Raw genomic sequence first — 22,262 nt, 5'->3', positions numbered from 1 at the left:
GTTGTCACGACCCGTCGTCTTGAGGGAAACGGCTTTTTGTTGCGCCGTTGCGCCCGGGCTTCGTGGAATTCATGGTTGCCGGCGGCGTGGTGGCCCCGCGGCGGCTCATACCCCCGCTGTTTTCATGGGCGATGCCGGCCACGGGCGCCGCGCCGTGGCCGACGATCTGGTCAAGCAATGCATCGGCCTGATGCCACCTGTCGCCGGTGCCGCCCGGCGAGGGCGCAGCCGTCAGGCTATCCTTGCCGCGCAGCGGATCCGCGCCGTGACGCTCGGGTGCGGTTCGGGTGGCGGTTCTGGGGCGGGTGTTCCGGCCGCTGGCGATTGCCGTATCCTTCGGCCTTGACGCTGTCGGGGCCGCCTTGCAGCGCCACATGATCAACGCCTCGGCTGACGGAACGGCGGCGGTGAACAGGATGAATGACGGACGCGCCATGAATCACCCGTCCAACGGAAATGCGCGCCCGTCCCCGGCCACGCCGCCCCAGGCGATGACATCGGCGGTGGCGTCGACCCCGCCCCCCATGCCCGGAGAGCCGGCGGGCATGCCCGGAACGGCGATTCCCCGGATGTCGGGGCGTTGTTCCAGAACCTGCCGGATGGCGGCAAAGGGCACATGCCCCTCGACGATATAGCCGCCGACCCGGGCGGTGTGGCAGGACCAGAGCTTTTCCGGCACCTCGGCCGCGCGTTTCATGCCGGCATAATCACCGGTGTCGGTGATCTGGACCCTGAAACCCGCTGCGATCGCCAGATCCGCCCACGCGCTGCAGCAGCCGCAGCCGGGGTCTTTGGCGATGCGGAGCAGGCTTTGCCTTTCTTCCGCGCCGGCGGCCGCAAATCCGCGGCTTGCGGGCGTCGACAGGACCGCCGCGGCGGCAAGGATCACCCCGCGGCGCGAGAACGAATGGATGCTCATGGCTGATTTCCTTCTGCGAATTATGCGCCCCGTCATTCGGGTCATCTGCCCGAGGCGTGGCGCGACCGAACATGGTCTGGCCCGTCGGGGACCAGGCGAGGTCAGGCGATGCTGTATCGCGGAGGGGGGATCGGCAGGCGCGGCGCCGCCGATTTCGCCGCCAGCGACAGCGGGCGAAGCCGAACGGCGCGGGGCGACCCGGGTCCGGTCGGATCAGGCGCGGGCTGGATGGCCGCGACGCAGGCCGCGCAATGGCCGTGCGCGGTCTTGTCCGACGCAGTCTTGTCCGACGCGGTGCAGCATTCGCCGACCAGTGGCGCAACATGCGATTCCGCGACCGAGGTTCCGGGCGACGCCGCCCCCGAGGTCGCGGCCTGCAATGCCAGGGGCGTCGTGACCGCCAGAAGAATGGCCAGAAGACCCGCCAGCAGGCCGCGCATCAGTCGCGCACCTTTTCCAGAAGCTCGACGACTTCGCGGAACATCACCCTTTGGCGGTCCTGATCGCCGGACTCGATCGCATCCTCCATGCAGCTTCGGGCGTGATCCTCGATCAGCATGCGTTCGACCGCGCGCAGGGCCGAGCGGATGGCGGCGGTCTGGTTCAGGATATCGACGCAATAGCGCCCGTCCTCGACCATGCGCGAAACGCCCTGCACCTGACCGTTCAGCCGCGAAAGGCGCTTTTGGATCGCTTCCCGGTTCTGCTTGTCATGCGCCAAAGGCGGGCTCCGATCCTTCACATCCGGCGCTTGTATTATACCCGCAAGGGGTATACAGCAAGTCCAATATACCCCCTATAGGTATCGCGCCGGGAGAGAATCATGGATCGTCAGCACAACCATCCGCACGGACAACAGGACCACGGGGCCCACGATCACGGAACCCCCGATCACGGAACCCACGGTCACGGGGCTCATGACCATGGGCAGGCGGCTGCCGATCCGGGCAAAGCCCGTGATCCGGTCTGCGGCATGCAGGTGACGATCAAACCCGAGGCGCGCCAGCGCGACTATGACGGCAAGACCTTCTATTTCTGCTCGGACGGTTGCCGGACGAAATTCGACGGCGACCCGTGGTTCTATGCCTCGGGTGCCGCCGCCAAGGTGGAAAAGCAGGCTCCGGCGGGCACGCAATGGACCTGCCCGATGCATCCCGAAATCATCCGCGACGAACCCGGCGCCTGTCCGATCTGCGGCATGGCGCTGGAGCCGATGATCCCCTCGAACGAACCCAGCGCCGAGCTGACCGATTTCACCCGCAGGCTGTGGATCAGCGTCGCGGCGGCGGTGCCTTTGGTCATCCTGACCATGGGCGAGATGGTGGGGATCCCGGTCCGCCAATGGATCGGCCATCGGGCGGCGATCTGGCTGGAGTTCCTGCTGGCGACGCCCATCGTGCTTTGGGCCGCGCGGCCGTTCTTTCAGCGGGGGTTGGATTCCTTCCGCAATCGCTCGCCCAACATGTGGACGCTGATCTCGCTTGGGGTGGGCGCGGCCTATGTCTATTCCCTGTTCGCGACCTTCCTGCCGGGGATATTCCCTGCGGAATACCGCATGGGCGAAAGCGTTGGCACCTATTACGAGGCCGCCGTGGTCATCGTCGCGCTGGTCTTCGTGGGTCAGGTGCTGGAACTGCGGGCGCGAGAGCGTACCGGCGACGCGATCAGGGCGCTGATGGACCTGACGCCCAAGACCGCGCGCCGCATCCTGCCGGATGGCAGCGAATATGACGCGCCGCTGGAAAACGTCCACGCGGGCGATCTCTTGCGGGTGCGGCCGGGCGACAGCGTGCCCGTCGATGGCGAGGTGGTTCAGGGCCGTTCCTCCGTCGATGAAAGCATGATCACCGGGGAACCCGTGCCGGTCGAGAAGGTCGAGGGCGACCGGGTGACCGGCGGCACGATCAACAAGAACGGGTCGCTGACCATCCGCGCGACCGATGTGGGCGCCGATACGGTGCTGGCGCAGATCGTGCAGATGGTGGCGGGGGCGCGACGCTCCAAGGCGCCGATTCAGGGGCTGGCCGATCGCGTCTCGGCGATCTTCGTGCCGACGGTGGTGGCGATCGCCATTCTCGCCTTCGTCGTCTGGCTGATCTTCGGGCCGCAGCCTGCCTTTGTCTTTGCCATCGCCTCGGCGGTGTCGGTGCTGATCATCGCCTGCCCCTGTGCGCTTGGGCTGGCGACGCCGATCTCGATCACCACGGCGGCGGGGCGGGGGGCGCAGGCGGGGGTTCTGGTCAAGAACGCCGAGGCGCTGGAACTGATGGCCGATGTCGATACGCTGATCGTCGACAAGACCGGCACCCTGACCGAAGGCAAGCCGGCGCTGACCGATGTGACCAGCTTCGGCGCGACCCCCGAAGATGAATTGCTGGCCGCTGCCGCGGCGCTGGAACGCGCCTCGGAACATCCGCTGGCCGAGGCAATTGTCGAGGGCGCCAAGGCGCGCGGGCTGCGTCTGGGTGATGGCACGGAATTCGAGGCGGTGACCGGCAAGGGCGTTATCGGCAAGGTCGATGGCCGCGACGTGGCGCTTGGCAACAACGCGCTGATGAAATCCCTGGGCATCGACTGCGACACCGGCGAGGAGACAGCCGACCGGTTGCGCGGTGAGGGCAAGACGGCGATGTTCGTCGCCCTTGACGGCAAGCTGGCCGGGCTGGTCGCGGTGGCCGACCCGATCAAGCCGACAGCGGCGGCGGCGATCCGCGAATTGCACGCGCTTGGGCTGAAGGTGATCATGGCGACCGGCGACAACGAACGCACCGCGCAGGCGGTCGCCTCATCCCTTGGCATTGACGAGGTGCGCGCGGGCATGCTGCCCGAGGGCAAGAAAGATCTGATCGACGGGCTGCGCGCCAAGGGCCACAAGGTCGCCATGGCGGGCGACGGGGTGAATGACGCGCCGGCGCTGGCCGCCGCCGATGTCGGCATCGCCATGGGCACCGGCGCCGATGTGGCGGTCGAAAGCGCCGGGCTGACGCTGCTCGGCGGCGATCTGACCGGGATCATCCGCGCCCGCAAGCTGGCGGTGGCGACGATGCGCAACATCCGTCAGAACCTGTTCTTCGCCTTCATCTACAATGCGGCGGGGATTCCGGTCGCGGCGGGGCTGCTATATCCGGTCTTCGGATTGCTGCTGTCCCCGATGATCGCGGCGGCGGCGATGTCGCTGTCCTCGGTCTCGGTCATCGCCAATGCGCTGCGGCTGAAGCGGGTAGATCTTTAGGCGCCGCGCGACATGGCGTATTTCCGGTTTTGCATGCCGCTACGGCAGCCGCAGCTTCGCGCGGGTTTGCGGACGACAGGCGGGACCGGCGATCGCCGCATCGCGCATCGGTAAGCCGTGAGGACCGCGCCAGCCGGGCCGCGCCCGCCGCTGTTCCGCCGCTGAACCTAAAGCGGGCGCAGAAAATGCCGAACCACGGGCGCCCCCTTGCCGATGTGAAAGGCGTTCAGCGTTTGCTGATCCAACTGGTCCGAATGGGTGACGCGGGCGTGCTGGCGCTGATGTTCGACCCAGCTTTCCACGACGAAGGCCTCGACGATGCGCCCGGGGTCGGCGACATCCTCCCAGACATCCCAGCGGATCGCGCCGTCGCGCTGACGCGTGGTGCTGAACTTGCGCAGCGCGGCGATGAATTCGGCGACCTTGGCCGGCGCGATGCGATACTCGATTTCGATCAGCACCGGGCCGCGATCGTCATCGGGCGTGACCGCGACGACCGGCTCCGCCCAATGGTTCGACGGCGCAAGGTCGGTCGTCGCGTCCTTCGGCAGCCGCCAGACGCGCGCCAGCAGCACCGATGCCGTCAGTCCGGCCGCCGCGACCACAAGCGCCGTTGGCACATTCGCCCAAGAGGCGACAGTGCCCCAGAAAACGCTTCCGGCGGCCATCGCGCCCTGAAAGACCAGCAGATAAACCGCCAGAGCCCGGGCCTTGACCCAACCGGGGGACGCCATTTGCGCCGCCACGTTCAGCGAGGTCAGCATCCCTATCCAGGCGATGCCGGCCACGAACATGACCACCCCCGCGATCCAGCCGTTGGGGACAAGGCCCAGCAGCAGGGTCGCCAATGCGAAAAGCAGCGTCGCCCAGATCGAGATGGTGTTGGCGGGGATGGTCTTGCGCAGCCGCTTCAGCATCAGCGCGCCCAGCACCGCGCCCGCGCCCATGCAGGCCAGAAGCATGCCATAGCCCGAGGCGGTCAGGCCAAGGATCTGACGCCCGACCAGCGGCAGCATCGCCCAAAGCGCGCTGGCGAACAGAAAGAACCCGGCCGCCCGGACCAGAACCAGCCGCATGGCCGGCGAATGGCGCGCATAGCGATAGCCGGCCTTCAGCGCGCCGAAGAAATGCTCGGGCGGCAGGCCGTGGACGGTTTTCTCGCGTTTCCAGAAGAACAGCACCCCCAGCACCGCAAGCACCGACAGCGCATTCAGCGCGAACACCGCCGGCGGCCCGGCCATCGCGACGATCATCCCGCCAAGCGCCGGCCCGATAGCGCGCGAGATGTTCACGCCAAGGCTGTTCAGGGCGACGGCGTCGGGCAGGGTTTTCTTGTCGACCAGTTCCGGGACGATGGCCTGAAACACCGGCGCGCTGACCGCCGCCGAAACCCCCAGCATGAAGGTCGCCGCCAGCAGGACCCAGGGTGAGGTCAGCCCCGCGAGGGTCAGCAGCGACAGCGCCGCCGCCGCGACAAGGCCAAGCATCTGCGCCGCCATCAGCAGTTTTCGCCGGTCGACGATATCGGCCATCGCCCCCGCCGGCAGCGCCAACAGGAACATCGGCAGCGTCGTCGCCGATTGCACCAGCGCGACCAGAAGCGGGCTGGGCGACAGCGAGGTCATCAGCCACGCCGAGCCGACATCGTTCATCCATGTGCCAATGTTCGAGATGATCGTCGCGATCCACAGCGCCCGAAAGACGGGAAAACTCAGCGGGCCGGAAGCTCCGGCTTTCGATTCGGCCATCACATCACCTCTTACCGGGAAAAACGGGCATCCTGCGATGATGCCTGCGCGCGCGCCGGGATGTCCACAACCCAAGCCCCGGGCGATGCGCAGGGCGGGATTGGCGGGATCAGGCCCGAAGGGCCTTAGATCCCTCCCGCGCACGAAAGGGGCAGGGCGACACGAACCGCCGTGGCGCGGCGCGGTCGGGGTTCGTGCGGGGTTGGCGTCAAGACGGGGGCCGCGGTGGCCGCTGCCGCGATGGTGCCTTGTGAGAGGCGGAATCGGCGCCGACATATTGCCTTACGACGGCAAGCGCGGCCTCATGGCGTTCCCCTGCCTACTCAGCCGCGCTGCCATGCCAGCAACGCCTGCAACCACGTCACCGGGATGACGCCTTCGCCGCTTCGTCACCGGCACGAAGCGCAAAGCCCCTATAGCCTTTCCACCATTGGACGGCGGCCTCTCCGGCCTATATGCCAGCTACCCCGGCAGGCCGATCGCCGCGGTGCCGGCGATCGCACCGAAAGCAACCCGCAGATTGCCCCGATCGCGCGACCCGCGACAGGCAAGGCAAGCTAGAGCTGAAGGTTGCTCATGTCCGTGTCTCTGCCGCCGTGTCCGCGCGCAAAAGCCTTGCAAGCCCGTTGATTTCGGCCTGATGAAGCTGATGGCCCTGGGAGGCTGTTTCGACCTCGACCTTGGCCCCTTGCGCGATGAACCAGTCGATCAGCCGGCGTGACAGCGGCAACGGGCTGATCGGATCGTTCAGGCCGATACCGATCAGCACCGGCATGCCGGCCAGCCCCGGCTGCGGATCGGGGACCCAGGGGATCAGCGGGTGCAGAAGTGCCGCACGGTCGAACAGCTTTGGCCGCTTGAACAGCATCGCCGCAAGGATGTTGGCGCCGTTGGAATAGCCGAAGGCATACAGCGGGCGGCCGGGATGATCGGCCCGCACGCCCTCGACAAAGCTCAGCATCCTGTCGGTGCGATAGGCAAGATCCTTCATGTCATAGACGCCTTCGCCGGTGCGGCGGAAAAAGCGGTTCGCCCCGTTTTCCAGAACATCCCCGCGCGGCGCGACCAGCCCGGCATCGGGCAGGATGTTCCGCACCAGACCGGTGAACTGGTGTTCGTCGCCCCCGGTGCCGTGAAGGGCCAGAATCAGCGGGCTGCCCGGCAGACCCGCCTCCTGATAGCTGTGATAGATATTTTCCGACATGCAGCGTTTCCTTGATGCGGTCCCCGAAGCCTTTCGCGTCGGAGAGAAGGGTGTATCAGGCGCCCAGCGGGACAAGATGCGCCTCGATCCGGTCGCGGGCGGGCTCATAACGCGCCGGCAATTTCAGCGCCTCGCCCAGATGGGCGGTATCCTCGTCGCGGTCGAAACCCGGCTCATTCGTCGCGACCTCGAACAGCACACCTCCCGGCGTGCGGAAATAGATCGCCCAGAAATAATCGCGGTCGATGACCGGGGTGACCTGATAACCGGTATCCATCAACGCCTTGCGCACCTCGAGTTGCGCGGCCCGGTCGGGGACGGCAAAGGCGATGTGATGAACCGAACCCGCGCCTTGGCGGGCGAATTGCGATTGCGGCAGCGCCTCAAGGTCGATCCTGTCGGCGCCGTTGCCGCCCGGGATGACGAAGCGGGTGACGTCGCCTTCGGTTTCGGCGCGCTGATAGCCCATGAACCCCAGAAGTTCAGCCGTCGCCGCGGTATCCTGCAACCGTAGCCGGGCGCCGCTGAAGCCCCGGATGGCGGCGTCTTCGCTGATCCCGCCTTCGGTCCAGGGCGTGCGCGGATCGTCCGCCGACTCGATCAGCGAAAAACCATCGCCGTCCGGGCCAAGAAAGCGCAGGCGGTCGGCGCCGAAGGTCTGGCCCAGTTCCAGACCCTGGGCGCCCTGCGCCGCCAGCCGATCCCGCCAGAAGCTCAACGCGCCCTTGGGCACCGCGAACTGGGTCTCGCCGACCTCGCCCACGCCCCGGCGTCCGCGCACCAGATGCGGAAAGGGAAAATAGGTCATCACCGAACCGGGCGTGCCGATCTCATCGCCGTAATACAGGTGATAGACGCTCGGCTCATCGAAATTCACCGTCTTCTTCACCCGTCGCAATCCCAGCGTATCGGTGAAAAAGGCGTTGTTCTGGCGGGCATCGGCGGCCATCGACGTGACGTGGTGCAGGCCGTTGATCTGATTAAGCATGATCTCTGCCTTTCTGCGGGCTTGCCGCTGATGATTACTGTCCCGATAAAGATAGCGCCGCCGATACTTGTCGATAATTGCAACATTCATTGTGAATGAATTGCATCAGGCGTAATAATGCGATGTGCGGATGTGCCGCGAGGATAGCATGAATGAGCTGAAGGCGCTGAAAACCTTCCTCCTCGTCGCCGAAAAGCGCAGTTTTGCGCAGGCCGCGCGAGAGATGGACATGACCCCGGCTTCGGTGACCCGGACCATCGCGGCGCTGGAGGAAACGCTTGGCGTCCAGTTGTTCGTTCGCACGACGCGGCAGGTTTCGCTGACCGGCGACGGGGCGCTTTTCGCATCGCGCGTCGCGCCTGCCGTCCGGGCGCTTGACGCCGCGCGCACCGAGATGACGGATGCCAACAAGGCCGATGAGGGGCGCCTGCGCATCAACGCGCCGATGTCGCTGGGTCGGCGCGTGCTGCCACAGATCCTGTGTGATTTCCGCGACCTTCATCCCCGGATCACCTTCGAGATACGTCAGACCGACCGTCTGCTCGACATGGTCGAGGAAGATTTCGATCTGGCGATCCGCATTTCCGAGGCGCCCTCGGACAAGTTCACCATCTGGCGCAAGATCTGCCCGGTCGAGCGGCTGCTGGTGGCCGCGCCGGGCACGTCCCATGCCCGGGTCGAGCATCCCAGCGATCTGCCGCCCGACGCCTGTCTGGCCTATAGCGCGGACAGCCGCCGGGAAAGCTGGCAACTCTCGGACGGGAACGCCAGCGTCACCATCTCGGCCGGGCGTTCGATCAGCGCGAACAATGGCGAGTTGCTGGCCCGAATGGCGGCTAGTGGCGCCGGGGTAACGCTGCTGCCGGCCTTTATTCTGGCGGAATACCTGCACAGCGGGCGTTTGGTTCAGGTGCTGCCCGACTGGGCCCCGCCGCAGCTTTGGCTGACGCTGTATTATCCGCCCTATCAACAGCTTCCGCCAAGGATCGCGGCGTTCTCGGATTTCTTCGAGGGCCGGATTCGCCCGATGATGACCGCGTTGTAGGATTGGGGCGGGGACAGGCGCGGCGCATCGGACCATGAAAATCGGCCTGCGATCTGAACGCGATCATCGCGAAATCGCCGGGGCCGCTTCCCCCGCCTTCATTTCATCAAGCCGCCGGCCCCGAAGCCACGGACGCCCCGGTCCGAGAGGTGTCAGCGGGTGCCAAACCCCGTGTTCACCGGGGTTTCGGCGGGCTTTCCCGCCAGAACCGCCGCGATATTCCGGCGCTGAAGGGCACCCATTTCCGCCCGCGTCTCGACCGTCGCCGATCCGATATGCGGCAGCAGCAGCACATTGGGATGGGCCAGAAGACGCGGATCCGGGTGCCATCACGTCAAGCGACGCGCCGCGGATGCGGCCCTGCTCCAGCGCGGCGATCAGCGCCTCTTCATCGACCGTTGAGCCGCGCGAGATGTTGACGACCACGGCTTGCGGCGGCAGCGCCGCGATCACCTCGGCCGAGACGAGACCCGCCGTATCCGCGCCCCCGACCAAAGCGACCACCATGAAATCACTGCTTGCGGCAAGCGATGCGGGGCTGTCGTGATAGGTCCAGCCGGGCGTGTCCTTGTGGTTGCGCGACCAGTAATGGACGGGGCAGCCAAAGCCCGCCATGCGTTGGGCGATCTGCGCGCCGATACGGCCCAGCCCCAGCACCCCCACGGGGGCGCCCGAGACCTTGCGCCCCAGCGGCAGCGGCACACCGCGCCCCCAATCGCCACGGCCCAGATATTGCGCCGCCTCGACGACGCCGCGGGCATGGGCAAGGATCAGGGCGACCGCCAGATCGGCGACATCATCGGTCAGGACATCGGGTGTGTTGGTGACCAGCACGCGGCGGGCATTCGCGGCGGAGACGTCGATCGCATCATAGCCGACGCCGTAATTCGCAATCACCTTCAGGCCCGCCAACAGATCCATCTGCGCCCCGCCAAGCGGATCGTGGCCCTTATAGGCAAGCGCGCGAACGCCTTGCCGTGTCGCCTCGGGCAGACGGCCGAGGGCGGCCAGATCGGGCAGGATCAGCGCGTCAAGATCGGTCGCAAGGGCTTTGGCGTCGGTGGCGTCATAGGCGCCGATTGCGATGGTCTGGGTCATTCGGGCCGTTCCTTTTCCTCGAAACCGATCTGCGCCTTGCCAGGGCGGTTTGCCTTCGCGGTTTGCCTTCGCTTCAGGCCCGCTTGCGAACGGCGCCGGCGGGCGCACGGGACACGGTTTCCGCAGCCGAACGACCACGCGGGCAACCCCCGCTTTGACCCGAACCGGCATGGACGATTCGCTTGACAAGGTTTGTTAACGATAACATACAAAGGGAAGCACGGTTTGAAAAGTGGGGAGTGACGGGCGATGCAGTCTGAGGCCAAGGGCGTGAAGATGTTTGATCTGACCGGGCGGCGTGCGCTGGTGACCGGATCGACGCAGGGCATAGGGCTGGCTCTTGCCCGTGGGCTGGCCGAAGCGGGGGCCACCGTGGTGCTGAACGGGCGCGACGAAGGCCGGCTGGCCGATGCGGCAAAGACCCTGCGGGCGGATGGGTTCAACGTCGAGACGCTTGGGTTCGACGCCACTGACCACGAGGCCGTGCGCGCCGCTGTCGACGCCTTCGAGGCCGGGACGGGGCCGATCGACATTCTTGTGAACAATGCCGGAATGCAGCACCGCACGCCCTTGCAGGATTTTCCGGCGGATGCGTTCGAGCGTCTGCTGCAAACCAATATCGCCAGCGTCTTTCATGTCGGGCAGGCGGTCGCGCGCCACATGATCGGGCGCGGGCGTGGCAAGATCATCAATATCGCCAGCGTGCAGACGGCCTTGGCGCGGCCCGGCATCGCGCCTTATACCGCGACCAAGGGCGCGGTGGGCAACCTGACCAAGGGCATGGCCACCGACTGGGCGCGGTTGGGGCTGAACTGCAACGCCATCGCGCCGGGCTATTTCGACACGCCGCTGAACGCGGCCCTTGTCGCCAACCCCGAGTTCAGCACCTGGCTGGAAGGCCGCACCCCCGCCGGTCGCTGGGGGCAGGTCGAGGAACTGGTCGGCGCCTGCATCTTTCTGGCCTCGGATGCGTCCAGCTTTGTCAACGGGCATACGCTGTTCGTCGATGGCGGCATCTCGGTATCGCTATGAGCGGCCAACTGGCGCTGATCGGTGCGGGGGCGATGGGCGGGGCCATCGGCGCGCGCCTCTGCGCCACGGGCCAGCCTCTGAGGGTCTTTGATCTGGACCCTGAAAAGGTCGCGGCGCTGGTGTCGGCCGGGGCCGAGGCCGCACCTTCGGCCGCCGAAGCGGCGCGGGGCGCGGATGCGGTCATCCTAAGCCTGAACAGTCCGCGTATCGTCGAAGCCGCGGTCTTTGGCCCCGAAGGCGTGGCGACGGGCGCGGCGCAGGGGACGCTGATCATCGACATGTCCTCGATCGATCCGGCGGCCACCCGCGATCTGGCGGCGCGGGCCGAGGCGGCGGGGCTGGCTTGGGTCGACAGCCCGCTGTCGGGCGGCGCGCCGAAGGCCGCGACCGGAGAGCTGACGCTGATGCTGGGCGGGCGTGATGCCGATGTGGCCCGCGCCCGCGCGGTGCTGACCCATGTCGCCAGCAACATCACCCATATGGGGCCGGTCGGGGCCGGGCAGGCGACCAAGCTGATCAATCAGGTGCTGTGCGGGCTGAACTTTCTGGCGGTGGCCGAGGCGACCGCGCTGGCCGAAGCCGCAGGCATCGCCGCCGACCGCATCCCGCAGGCCCTGCGCGGCGGCCGCGCCGACAGCGCCATCCTGCAGGAATACATGCCGCGCTATGCCGCGCGCGACTACCGCCGCACCGGGCGGATCGATAACATGGTCAAGGATCTGGACGGTGCGCTGGCAATGGCCCGCGCCACCGCCACGCCGATGCCGCTGACCTCGGCCTGCGCCGAGGTGCACCGGATGCTGACCCGCGCCGGGTTGGGGGCCGAGGATCAGGCCGCGCTCATGGAATATTTCACCGCAACCCTGCCCAGCCCGGAGGTATCCTGATGCTGACCCGTTACGCGATTTTCGAAGGCGATCTGCTGCCCGGACAGGAAGACGCCTTCCGTCAGGCGGTGGTGAACGAACTGGTGCCGATGTGGCGGCAATTCCCCGGTCAGACCGGGCTGCGCATCACCTTCGGACTGGAACGCGACGAGGGCGCGCCCGAATATCCTCTGATTCTCGCCATCACCTATCCCGACCGCCCGACGATGGAGGCGGCGCTGGAACACCCGATCCGTCTGTCCAGCCGAGCCGCCACGCAGGCGGCCATCGCCGGCCGGTTCGAGGGAAAAATTCACCATCACGTCACCGAGATGCTGGATTTCCCTGCCTGAGACGCTCTATTCCCGCCGCAGAGGTGCCGGGATGAATGCAAAACCAACCATGAAGGATGTCGCCCGCCGGGCGGGGGTGTCGGTCATGACGGTGTCGCGCGCATTCCGCAGCGATGCCTCGATCAGCGATGCCACGCGCGACCATATCCGCAAGGTCGCGGACGAGTTGGGCTATGTCTTCGACGCGGTCGCCTCGAACCTGCGCTCGCAACGCAGCGGCTTTGTCGCGGTGACGATCCCCTCGATCAACAACGCCAATTTCGCCGATACCGTGGCGGCGCTGACCGGGCGGCTGGACGCGGCCGGATTGCAGGTGCTGCTGGGTCGCACGAATTACGACATGGCCGAGGAGGAGCGCCTGATCGGCCAGCTTCTGCGCCGCCAGCCCGAGGCGCTGGTCGTCACCGGCGGCCATCACACCGATCGCGCACGACGGATGATGCAGAACGCCGCCATTCCCGTGGTCGAGACATGGGATCTGCCGTGCCGGCCGCTGGGACACGTGGTCGGATTTTCGAACGCGGTGGCGATGCGGCTTCTGGTGGCGCATCTGACCCGGCGGGGCTATCGGCGGATCGCCTTCATCGGCGGCGATTCCGCCTATGACACCCGTGGCGCGGACCGCCGCCGCGGCTTTGTCGCGGCGATGGAGGAAGCCGGGCTTGATCCGTCGCGGCTGGTCATGGTCGGACCGCCGCCGGTGTCGATGCGCGAGGGGGCGGCCGCCATGGCGCGGCTTCTGGACACGCTGCCCGACACCGAGGCGGTGGTCGCCGTCGCCGATCCCGCCGCTTTCGGCGCCCTGACCGAATGCGCGCGGCGGGGGGTAGGGGTTCCCGATGACATGGCCATCGCCGGTTTCGGCAATTTCGAGATCTCGGGCGTGTCGGTGCCGGCGCTGACCACCATCGACCCGTTTCCGACCCGGATCGGCGATCAGGCCGGTGGGCTCATCGCCGATATTCTGCGGGGAACCGCCACGGAAAACGGCGCGACCCTGATCGAGGTCGCGCCGCAACTGGTGGCCCGCGCCTCGACCGGCGCGGGTTAGGGTTTACTTGGCGTTGGCCTCGATCATTTTCAGCATCTCGTCGCCGTTCTCGGTCACGAAATTGTCCCAGACCGGCTTGATCGCGGCCTGAAATGCGGCCGCATCGACGTCGCGGTTGACCTCCATGCCCTCGGCCTCCAGCCCCGCGATCATTTCTTCTTCCTTGTCCTTCACCAGCCCGCGCTGAAGGTCGATGGCGGCTTTCGCGGCCTCGGTCACGGCGGTCTGCTGTTCGGGGGTCAGGGCGTCGAACTTGGCCTTGTTCATGGTCAGCCCCAGCGCCGAATAGGCGTGCTGGGTCAGGCTGAGGTATTTCTGCACCTCGTTGAACTTGAAGGACACGACCACGCCGATCGGGTGGTCCTGTGCGTCGACGACGCCGGTTTCCAGCGCGGTGTAAAGCTCGGCCACCGGCAGTTGCTGCGGGTTGGCGCCCAGAAGCTCGAACATGTCGTTCAGCGCCTTGGAGTTGTTGACCCGCATCCGCAGACCCTTCAGATCGGCGGGCACGCGGATCGGACCGCGGTTGTTGGTCATGTTGCGATAGCCGTTTTCGCCGTAACCCAACAGTTTCAGGCCATGGGTCTCCATCTGCTTGGCGACCTCTTGCCCCGGGGCGCCGTCCAGCACCTTATAAGCGACCTCACGGGTCGGGAAGATGAAGGGCAGCTCGAACGCGCCGGCCTGCGGCACGAGGCCGGTATAGTTGTTCAGCCCGACCAGAGTCACGTCGATGATGCCCGACCGGGTGCCGTCGATCATCTGCTGATCATTGCCCAACTGGCCGTTCGGGAAAATCTGGACGGTGACTTCGCCGCCGGTCTTTTCCTCCAGCACGCGCTTGAATTCCAGCGCGAGCTTCTGCTGCAGATCGGTTTCGGGAACCGGATGGGCGAATTTCAGCGTGGTCTGGGCCTGTGCGGCCAAGGCGGACAGCGCCAGCACCGCAGCCAGCCCGGTCGCCCGGAAGAACGTATTCATGTGGATCTCCTCTCTGTTATGCAATTGTCGTGGGACCTAGCCGCCAAGCACGCGCAGCGGCACGGTGATCAGTTCGGGGAAGATGACGAACAGGCCCAGCAGGATCAGATAGGCCGTCACGAAGGGCAGGGTGCCCCGCACCACCTTGGACACCGGCGCCTTGCCGACGCCGCAGACGACGTTGAGGACCGAGCCGACCGGCGGCGTGATCAGCCCGATGCACGAGTTGATGATGAACATCAGCCCGAAATAGACCGGATCAATCCCCGCCAGCTTCACCACCGGCAGCATCAGCGGCACCAGGATCAGGACCGAGGGCACAAGGTCCATGACCATGCCGACCAGAAAGACGATGATCATGATGACCAGCATCAGCAGGCGCGGGCTTTCGACCAGACCGCCAAGCGCTACCGCGAGTTGCTGGGGAAGCTGGGCGATGGTGATCAGCCATGCCGCGACCATGGCCGAGCCGACAAGGAACATGACCATCGCCGTCGACCGTCCGGCCGAAATCAGCGTGTGGAACAGCATTTTCCACGTCATTTCGCGGTAGATCAGCATCGAGACGATGATCGCATAGACAGCGGCGACCACGGCGGCCTCGGTCGGGGTGACGATGCCCGAACGGATCCCGCCGATGATCAGGATCGGCATGATCAGCGCCCAGACCCCGTCACGCAGCGCCGCCCAGCGTTCGGCCGCGCTCGCCCGGGGCGCGACGGCCAGTTCCTCTTTCCGGGTAACGATGGACCAGGTGATCATTAGCGCCCCGCCCATCATCAGACCCGGGATGATCCCGCCGATGAACAGTTTGGCGATCGAGATATTGCCCGCCACGCCCAGCACGATCAGCGGCAGCGAGGGCGGAATGACCGGCGCGATGATCCCGCCCGCGGCCAGAAGGCCAAGCGAGCGCCCCTCGGGATAGCCCGATTGCTTCATCATCGGATAAAGGATCGACACCAGCGCCGCCGCATCCGCCACCGCCGAGCCCGACAGCCCGGCCAGCAGGACCGAGGTGAAGATCGCGACATAGCCAAGCCCGCCCTTGCGGTGGCCCAGCAGGCTTGTCGCCAGCCGGACGATGCGTTTCGACAGGCCGCCGACCGCCATCACCTCGCCCGCGACAAGGAAGAAGGGGATGGCCAGCAGCGGGAAGCTGTCGATGCCGTTGATCAGCGACTGCGCCATGATGTCGACGCTGAACGTGTCCAGTTGCAGCATCAGCGCCAGCGAGGACAGAAGCAGCGCGAAGGCCACGGGCAGGCCCAGCAGAATGGCCCCGATCAGGACCCCGAGAAACAGCGCGAGTGTCATTCGATCGGCCTTTCCACACTCGTGCCGTCGCTTACCGCGTAAGGCACTGGCCCCATGATCTGCCCGATCGCGATGACGATCATCAAACCGCCTCCGACCACCCCGGCCAGATACAGAAGCGCCGTCGGCAGGCCGGTCACCTGACTGATATTGACCCAGTTCAGCATCATCTGACGCCAGCAGCCGATCACGAACATCACCAGCAACCCGATGATGATCGCCCGGGTCAGCACCCACATGGGCCGCCGAAAGCGGGGCATGAAGGTCTCGACCACTTCGGTGACGGCCAGATGTTCATTGCTGCGCAGCGCCAGCGCCGAGCCGAGCATGGCGATCCAGACGAAGGCCAGCCGCGACACCTCGATCCCCCATCTGAGGCCCGAGTTGAAACCATAGCGCATGACGACGTTGGTAAAGACCATGATGATCATGGCCGCCAGAAAAAGCGCCAGAAGCGCCTCGATCAGGACCCAGATCACTGCGGTGCCGCGTGCGATCATCGGATGGTTCCTCCCCCCTCCGCGTTGCCGAATCCGGGCCAGCTTGGCAGAGCGGCCGAATCCTTAACCCGCGCCGATGGTAACGTTAACATTTTGCCACGTCAACCTGCATGATCGCGCCGGGAAGCGCGCCGGCCGGTCCGGTGCCGCTGTCAGGCGCGGGAACCGGTTTGCGGCGGTTCGGCGCGGGTCGAGTTTGCGGGCGAGAGGTCGCGGGATGGCGCGGCAGAAACATTCCCGGTTCGGGAGCATGTGAGCGATATCGACGCCATCGCCCGCGAACCTGTTTGCCACCCGGCAGCATATCACGACCGGCGCGGGTCGACGATCTGGTCCGTCCATTGCTGCGTGAACTGGTGTTCTCACCGTTTGGGTCAGCGGTTTGGCGCGGGGCCGCGTAACGATGACGAAAGGCACTGGTCAGCGCGGGCGTTATCGCCCAGAAGGTTCATGGTGCCCGGTCGGCGACGCCCGGCCACGAATGAACCGGAGGAGAATACCATGGACCTGAACCTGAACCTTGCGCATAAGATCGCCGGCGACTGCCTTGATATCGCTGCGGAAATGGGATTGAAGCCGATCACCGTCGCGGTCATCGACGCGGCCGGCCAGCTTAAGGTTCTGTTGCGGCAGGACGGCACCAGCACGCTGCGTCCCGACATCGCACAGGGCAAGGCCAAGGGGGCGGTCGCGCTGGGGCTCGGGTCCCGCGCGATATTCGAGCGGGCCAAGGAGCAACCCTATTTCATCCAGTCGATGAACGCGCTGGCCGGCGGCGCGTTGGTGCCGGTGCCGGGCGGGGTTCTGATCCGTCAGGACGGCCAGATCATCGGCGCGGTCGGAATTACCGGCGATACTTCGGATAATGACGAGGCCTGTGCCAAGCGCGCGATCGAGGCCGCTGGGCTGACCGCCGACGCCGGATAAGACTTTCGGAACAATGCTTTGGCCGGTATCGGACGGCCGGCCAAAGCGGGATGCTGTCGCGGTTGTGGGTGACGGCGCGTGCCGCCGCCATCGGATGCCGGGCTTACTCGGCCGCGATCCCCGGCGCCGGCGTATCGTCCAGCACTTTCATCGCCGCGTCGACGCCGCCCGACTGATGCGGCACGCCCGCCTTGCGCAGCCCCATCTCGACCCCGGTCAGCGTACCGGCAAGCGTCAGGTCATTGATGTCGCCCAGATGGCCGATGCGGAACACCTTGTCGGCCACTTTCGACAGACCGTTGCCCAGTGAAATATCGTAATGCTTCAACGCCGTGGCGCGGAAGGCGTCGGCGCTGTGGCCCTCGGGCATGACGACCGCCGTCAGCACGCCGCTTTCCTGACCCTGCTGGCGGCACAGCACCTCCAGCCCCCAGTGGCGGACGGCGGCGCGGGTGGCGGCGCCATGGCGCTGATGCCGGGCAAAGACGTTCTCCAGCCCTTCGTCATGCAGCATCGCAATGGCCTCGTTCAGACCGAACAGCATGTTCGTCGCCGGCGTATAGGGGAAATAACCGGTCTGGTTGATCGCTTTCATGTCAAGCCAATCCCAGTAGGACCGGCGCATGCCGCCGTTCTTTGCCGCCTCCATCGCCTTGGCCCCGACCGCGTTGAAGGAAATCCCCGGCGGCAACATCAGCCCTTTCTGCGAGCCCGAAACCGCGACATCCACCCCCCATTCGTCGAACCGGAAGTCGATCGAGGCCAGACCCGAAATCGTGTCGACCATCAAAAGCGCGGGATGGCCGGCCGCGTCGATCGCAGCGCGCACCTGCGCGATGGGCGTGACCGAGCCGGTCGAGGTCTCGTTATGGACCACGCAGACCGCCTTGATCTCATGCCCGCGATCCTCGCGCAGCCGGGTCTCGATCGCGTCGGGGTCGGCACCCCCGCGCCAGTCACCGGCGATGAATTCCGGGCGCAGACCCAGCTTTTCGGCCATCTTCTTCCACATCGCGGCAAAATGGCCGGTTTCATACATCAGCACCCGGTCGCCCTCGGACAGGGCGTTGACCAGCGCAGCCTCCCATGCGCCGGTGCCCGAGGCGGGGTAGATGATGACGTCCTGATCGGTCTTGAAGATCGTCTTCATGCCGTCAAGCGCGCGCTTGCCGACATCGGCGAACCCGGGTCCGCGGTGGTCGATCACCTGCGCCGACATGGCGCGCAGCACGCGATCCGGGACCGGGCTGGGGCCCGGGATTTGCAGGAAATGGCGGCCGGCGCGATGTGTCATCCTTGGTCTCCGATGCGGTGAGAGTGGATCCGGTTTGCGTTTTTAATTTTGCATTATGTATCCATTTCAGATAGCCCTGAGTCAACAACGTTGTGACACAAGGGGCCGGTATGCTGGATCAGGCATCGTGGAAGGGGTTTCAGGGCGAGGTCCTGCTCGACGCCTTTTCACGCGGACGATATTCGACCGACGCGTCATTCTATCAGATCGTCCCGCAGGGTGTGGCGATACCGAAGGGCCGCGAGGATGTGGAACTGGCGCTTGCCACCGCGCGGGCGGCGGGGGTGCCAGTGACGGGGCGCGGCGGCGGCACCTCGCAATGCGGGCAGACGGTGAACGCCGGGCTGATTTTGGACAATTCGGTGCATTTCAACCGCATTCTGGAACTGGATGTCGCAAACCGGCGGGTGGTGGTCGAACCCGGCATCGTGCTGGATGAACTGAACCGGGCGCTGAAGCCGCATGGGCTGTGGTTTCCGGTCGATGTCTCGACCGCCTCGCGCGCGACAATCGGGGGGATGGCGGCAAACAATTCCTGCGGCGGCCGGTCGCTGCGTTACGGCACGATGCGCGACAATGTTCTGTCGATCGAGGCGATCATGGCCGACGGCACGGTCGCCCATTTCGGCCCGACGGACATGCCCGGCGGCCCCGGCCCGGCACTGGTCGACCCGTTGCTGGCGATGGGGCGCGACAATGCGGCGCTGATCGACGCCCGGATCCCGAAGCTGACCCGGCGCGTGGGCGGCTATAACATCGACGCGCTGGTGCCCTCGAACCACCCGGTCAACCTGTCGCATCTTCTGGTCGGCAGCGAAGGCACGCTGGCCTATTTCACCAGGATCGAGCTGAAGCTGTGGCCCTTGGTCGGCAAGCGCGTGCTGGGCGTCTGCCATTTCCCCAGCTTCTATCAGGCGATGGAGGCGACCCAGCATCTGGTCGCGCTGGCGCCGCTGTCGGTCGAACTGGTCGATGCCACGATGATCGGGCTGTCGCGGCAGATACCGCTGTTCCGTCCGACCATCGAGCAATTCGTCCGGGGCGCGCCCGAAGCCCTGCTGCTGGTCGAATTCGATGAGGGGTCCGAGACCGCCAACGCCGAAAAGCTGCGCCTTCTGGAACAGCGCATGGGCGATCTGGGCTTTGACTGGCGCGGGCAGGGCAGAAACTGGGGCGGCGTGGTCGCGATCACCGACCAGCGCCTGCAAACCCAGATCGCCGAGGTGCGCAAATCCGGCCTGAACATCATGATGTCGATGAAGGCCGAAGGTAAGCCGGTGTCATTCGTCGAGGATTGCGCCGTCGAGCTGCGCGATCTGGCCGAATACACGCGCGAACTGTCCGAGGTTTTTGAACGCCACGGCACCAAGGGCACGTGGTACGCCCATGCGTCGGTGGGATGCCTGCATGTGCGTCCGGTTCTGAACCTGAAACTGGATGCGGACGTGAAACGGATGCGCGCCATCGCCGAACAGGCCTTTGCGCTGGTCGCCAAATACAAGGGGTCGCATTCCGGCGAACATGGCGACGGCATCGTGCGGTCCGAATTTCACGAACGCATGTTCGGCCCGGAAATCACCACCCTGTTCCGCGAGGTCAAGGACCGCTTCGACCCCGACCGCCGCTTCAACCCCGGCAAGATCGTCGATGCGCCGAAGATGGACGACCGCAGCCTGTTCCGCTTTGCCCCCGATTACGCGGTCGCGCCGCTGACCACGGCGTTCGACTGGTCGGCGTGGCCGGGCGCCGGCGGCGGGTTTCAGGGCGCGGTCGAGATGTGCAACAACAACGGCGCCTGCCGCAAGCTGGCCGGCGGCACGATGTGCCCGTCCTACCGCGTCACGCGCGAGGAACAGCACGTCACCCGCGGCCGGGCCAATACGCTGCGGCTGGCGATCTCGGGCCAGCTTGGGCCGGACGCGCTGCGCTCGGACGCGATGGCCGAGACGCTGAAGCTGTGCGTGTCCTGCAAGGGCTGCAAGCGCGAATGCCCGACCGGCGTCGATATGGCCAAGATGAAGATCGAGGTTCTGGCGGCGCGGGCCAAGACCCGCGGGTTGACCCTGCATGAGCGGCTGGTGGGCTATTTGCCGGCCTATGCGCCCTATGCGGCGCGGCTGCATTGGCTGATGAACCTGCGCAATCGGGTGCCGCTTTTGGCCCGGATGACCCAGGGGATGACGGGTTTCGCGGCGAACCGGCCGCTGCCGGAATGGTCGGCGCGGCCGTTCCGCGACGATGAACTGCCGGGGCCGGAAGGCGCCGATGTGGTGCTGTTCGCCGATCCCTTCAATCGCTGGTTCGAGCCCGGGAACCTGCGCGCCGCCGCCCGCGTGCTGACCGCCGCCGGACGCCGGGTCACCGTCGCGCGGCCGCTGGACGGGGGCAGGGTGCTTGATTGCGGGCGCACCTTCCTGTCGGTCGGGCTCGTCGATCAGGCCCGCGCCTCAGCCCTGCGTCTGGTCGCGGCGCTGTTGCCGCATGTAAAGGCCGGGCGCGTGATCGTCGGGCTGGAACCCTCCAGCCTGCTGACCCTGCGGGACGAGATCCCGGCCCTGCTGCCGGGCGAAGATACCGCGCTGATCGCCGATGCGGCGCTGATGTTCGAGGAATATCTGGCACGCGAACATGATGCCGGGCGGCTGAACCTTGCCCTGCGTGCCCCCTCCCGCCGGATTCTGCTGCACGGCCATTGTCATCAAAAGGCCATGGATGTGATGCCCGCCATCCAGAAGGCATTGGCGATGGTTCCGGAAACGGATATTGAGGTAATTGAGACAAGCTGCTGCGGCATGGCCGGTGCTTTCGGCTATGGCGTCGAGACCGAGGAAATTTCCCGGCGTATGGGAGAGCTGAGCCTGTTCCCCGCCGTCCGGGCCGCTGATGCGGATACGATCATTCTGGCCGACGGCACCTCTTGCCGCCACCAGATCGCAGATGGAACCGGCCGTCAGGCGATCCATGTCGCCCGTCTTTTTGAACTGGCCCTTACGGAGAAACCCGCCTGATGAACCTGACCGCAATCTCTGGCACCCAGCTCCGCCGCCGCTCGTTGCATGAGGAACTGATCGAGGCTTTGCGCGAACTGATCGTATCGGGCGAGCTGCCGCCCGGGCGAAAGGTGCCGGAAAAGGATCTGTGCGACCTTTACGGCGTGTCCCGCACGCCCCTGCGCGAGGCGCTGAAGGTGCTGGCGACGGACGGTCTGGTCACGCTGGAGCCCAATCGCGGCGCCTGGGTCACGCAGATCACGGTGCAGGATCTGGACGAGGTTTTCCCGGTCATGGGCGCGCTTGAGGCGCTGGCCGGCGAACTCGCCTGCCAGAACATCACCGACAAGGAAATCAAGGCGATCCGCAGCCTGCATGACCGCATGGTCGGCCATTACGAGGCGCGCGAGCTTGACGCCTATTTCGCCCTGAACCAGCGCATACATGAGGCGATCCTTGCCGCCGCGCGGAATGACACGCTGGCGACGCAGTACCGCTCGCTTGCGACGCGGGTACGGCGCGCGCGCTATGTCGCGAACATGACGCCCGAACGCTGGCGGCGCGCGACCGAGGAACATATCGCCATCATGGAATGCCTTGAGGCGCGCGATGGGCAGGCGCTTTCGGTCATCCTCAAGCGGCATCTTGAAAACAAGCGGGAAACCGTGCGCGACTGGCTGAAATCGCAGGAAGCGGGCGCGGTGCCGGAATAGCCGC

At 66.1% G+C, this 22,262-nt stretch carries 21 protein-coding genes; 9 read left to right on the top strand and 12 right to left on the bottom strand.

The genetic code is table 11. The features are described 5' to 3' along the window. Nucleotides 1-4: 4 nt before the first annotated feature. The 4 genes from ACFSCT_RS06095 to ACFSCT_RS06080 form a co-directional block, all read right to left on the bottom strand. Entirely contained in the window at nt 5-436 is a 432-nt protein-coding gene (locus tag ACFSCT_RS06095; RefSeq protein ID WP_379141013.1) for a hypothetical protein, read from the bottom strand. Nucleotides 437-439: 3 nt separating this feature from the next. Next, nucleotides 440-919, bottom strand: a complete 480-nt coding sequence (locus tag ACFSCT_RS06090; RefSeq protein ID WP_379141011.1) for a DUF411 domain-containing protein — start codon at nt 917-919, stop codon at nt 440-442. A 101-nt stretch (nt 920-1,020) separates the two neighbouring features. Continuing rightward, nucleotides 1,021-1,359, bottom strand: a complete 339-nt coding sequence (locus ACFSCT_RS06085) for a hypothetical protein (protein ID WP_379141009.1) — start codon at nt 1,357-1,359, stop codon at nt 1,021-1,023. Then, nucleotides 1,359-1,640, bottom strand: a complete 282-nt coding sequence (locus ACFSCT_RS06080; protein ID WP_379141008.1) for a metal-sensitive transcriptional regulator — start codon at nt 1,638-1,640, stop codon at nt 1,359-1,361. Before ACFSCT_RS06080 ends, ACFSCT_RS06085 begins: the two co-directional genes overlap by 1 nt. 102 nt (nt 1,641-1,742) lie before the next feature. Between ACFSCT_RS06080 and ACFSCT_RS06075 the strand changes: the two genes are divergently transcribed. Continuing rightward, nucleotides 1,743-4,151, top strand: coding sequence for a heavy metal translocating P-type ATPase (locus tag ACFSCT_RS06075; protein WP_379141006.1), 2,409 nt, complete (start codon nt 1,743-1,745; stop codon nt 4,149-4,151). A 167-nt stretch (nt 4,152-4,318) separates the two neighbouring features. Here ACFSCT_RS06075 and ACFSCT_RS06070 read toward each other — a convergent pair whose 3' ends face one another. From ACFSCT_RS06070 to ACFSCT_RS06060, 3 genes are all read right to left on the bottom strand, one after another. Next, nucleotides 4,319-5,899, bottom strand: a complete 1,581-nt coding sequence (locus ACFSCT_RS06070) for an MFS transporter (protein ID WP_379141004.1) — start codon at nt 5,897-5,899, stop codon at nt 4,319-4,321. A 574-nt stretch (nt 5,900-6,473) separates the two neighbouring features. After that, nucleotides 6,474-7,103 carry an alpha/beta hydrolase gene (locus ACFSCT_RS06065; RefSeq protein WP_379141002.1) on the bottom strand — a complete coding sequence of 210 codons (630 nt, stop codon included), beginning with the start codon at nt 7,101-7,103 and terminating at the stop codon, nt 6,474-6,476. A 55-nt stretch (nt 7,104-7,158) separates the two neighbouring features. Then, nucleotides 7,159-8,091 carry a VOC family protein gene (locus ACFSCT_RS06060; RefSeq protein ID WP_379141000.1) on the bottom strand — a complete coding sequence of 311 codons (933 nt, stop codon included), beginning with the start codon at nt 8,089-8,091 and terminating at the stop codon, nt 7,159-7,161. 148 nt (nt 8,092-8,239) lie between these two features. Between ACFSCT_RS06060 and ACFSCT_RS06055 the strand changes: the two genes are divergently transcribed. Further along, nucleotides 8,240-9,136 carry a LysR family transcriptional regulator gene (locus tag ACFSCT_RS06055; protein WP_379140998.1) on the top strand — a complete coding sequence of 299 codons (897 nt, stop codon included), beginning with the start codon at nt 8,240-8,242 and terminating at the stop codon, nt 9,134-9,136. 63 nt (nt 9,137-9,199) lie between these two features. On the opposite strand, the gene ACFSCT_RS06050 is transcribed toward ACFSCT_RS06055, so the two are convergent. Beyond that, a complete protein-coding gene (locus ACFSCT_RS06050) occupies nt 9,200-10,234 on the bottom strand; it encodes an NAD(P)-dependent oxidoreductase (protein WP_379140997.1) in 1,035 nt (344 codons plus the stop codon). A 276-nt stretch (nt 10,235-10,510) separates the two neighbouring features. Here ACFSCT_RS06050 and ACFSCT_RS06045 point away from each other — a divergent pair, with 276 nt between their 5' ends. Genes ACFSCT_RS06045 through ACFSCT_RS06030 form a run of 4 tightly spaced genes read left to right on the top strand, consistent with a single transcriptional unit; the run spans nt 10,511 to nt 13,536 of the window. Further along, nucleotides 10,511-11,266, top strand: coding sequence for an SDR family oxidoreductase (locus tag ACFSCT_RS06045; RefSeq protein ID WP_379140994.1), 756 nt, complete (start codon nt 10,511-10,513; stop codon nt 11,264-11,266). Beyond that, entirely contained in the window at nt 11,263-12,153 is an 891-nt protein-coding gene (locus tag ACFSCT_RS06040; RefSeq protein WP_379140991.1) for an NAD(P)-dependent oxidoreductase, read from the top strand. Before ACFSCT_RS06045 ends, ACFSCT_RS06040 begins: the two co-directional genes overlap by 4 nt. Further along, nucleotides 12,153-12,485 (top strand): hypothetical protein, encoded by a 333-nt coding sequence (locus ACFSCT_RS06035; RefSeq protein WP_379140989.1) that lies wholly within the window; start codon nt 12,153-12,155, stop codon nt 12,483-12,485. Before ACFSCT_RS06040 ends, ACFSCT_RS06035 begins: the two co-directional genes overlap by 1 nt. Nucleotides 12,486-12,516: 31 nt before the next feature. After that, complete coding sequence (locus ACFSCT_RS06030) at nt 12,517-13,536, top strand: LacI family DNA-binding transcriptional regulator (protein ID WP_379140987.1); 1,020 nt, start codon at nt 12,517-12,519, stop codon at nt 13,534-13,536. 3 nt (nt 13,537-13,539) lie between these two features. On the opposite strand, the gene ACFSCT_RS06025 is transcribed toward ACFSCT_RS06030, so the two are convergent. From ACFSCT_RS06025 to ACFSCT_RS06015, 3 genes are read right to left on the bottom strand one after another with little or no spacing between them, the layout of a single operon-like run. Further along, a complete protein-coding gene (locus ACFSCT_RS06025; protein ID WP_379140985.1) occupies nt 13,540-14,517 on the bottom strand; it encodes a TRAP transporter substrate-binding protein in 978 nt (325 codons plus the stop codon). Nucleotides 14,518-14,553: 36 nt separating this feature from the next. Beyond that, nucleotides 14,554-15,834 carry a TRAP transporter large permease gene (locus ACFSCT_RS06020; RefSeq protein WP_379140984.1) on the bottom strand — a complete coding sequence of 427 codons (1,281 nt, stop codon included), beginning with the start codon at nt 15,832-15,834 and terminating at the stop codon, nt 14,554-14,556. Beyond that, complete coding sequence (locus ACFSCT_RS06015) at nt 15,831-16,334, bottom strand: TRAP transporter small permease (protein ID WP_379140982.1); 504 nt, start codon at nt 16,332-16,334, stop codon at nt 15,831-15,833. Before ACFSCT_RS06015 ends, ACFSCT_RS06020 begins: the two co-directional genes overlap by 4 nt. 501 nt (nt 16,335-16,835) lie before the next feature. Between ACFSCT_RS06015 and ACFSCT_RS06010 the strand changes: the two genes are divergently transcribed. Then, the gene (locus ACFSCT_RS06010; protein WP_379140980.1) at nt 16,836-17,261 is read left to right on the top strand and encodes a GlcG/HbpS family heme-binding protein; all 426 of its coding nucleotides are present in this window, start codon (nt 16,836-16,838) and stop codon (nt 17,259-17,261) included. 103 nt (nt 17,262-17,364) lie between these two features. Here ACFSCT_RS06010 and ACFSCT_RS06005 read toward each other — a convergent pair whose 3' ends face one another. After that, nucleotides 17,365-18,555: a pyridoxal-phosphate-dependent aminotransferase family protein gene (locus tag ACFSCT_RS06005; protein ID WP_379140978.1), complete on the bottom strand. Its 1,191-nt coding sequence runs from the start codon at nt 18,553-18,555 to the stop codon at nt 17,365-17,367. A 110-nt stretch (nt 18,556-18,665) separates the two neighbouring features. Here ACFSCT_RS06005 and ACFSCT_RS06000 point away from each other — a divergent pair, with 110 nt between their 5' ends. Together ACFSCT_RS06000 and ACFSCT_RS05995 are read left to right on the top strand one after the other, a co-directional pair. Further along, a complete protein-coding gene (locus ACFSCT_RS06000) occupies nt 18,666-21,563 on the top strand; it encodes an FAD-binding and (Fe-S)-binding domain-containing protein (protein ID WP_379140975.1) in 2,898 nt (965 codons plus the stop codon). After that, nucleotides 21,563-22,258: a GntR family transcriptional regulator gene (locus tag ACFSCT_RS05995; RefSeq protein ID WP_379140972.1), complete on the top strand. Its 696-nt coding sequence runs from the start codon at nt 21,563-21,565 to the stop codon at nt 22,256-22,258. Before ACFSCT_RS06000 ends, ACFSCT_RS05995 begins: the two co-directional genes overlap by 1 nt. Nucleotides 22,259-22,262: the final 4 nt, after the last annotated feature.

The organism is Paracoccus pacificus (genome assembly GCF_042680785.1).
GTDB lineage: Bacteria > Pseudomonadota > Alphaproteobacteria > Rhodobacterales > Rhodobacteraceae > Paracoccus > Paracoccus pacificus.
The sequence above is the reverse complement of the archived record's forward strand: the minus strand, read 5'-3'. Positions and strand labels throughout refer to the sequence as shown.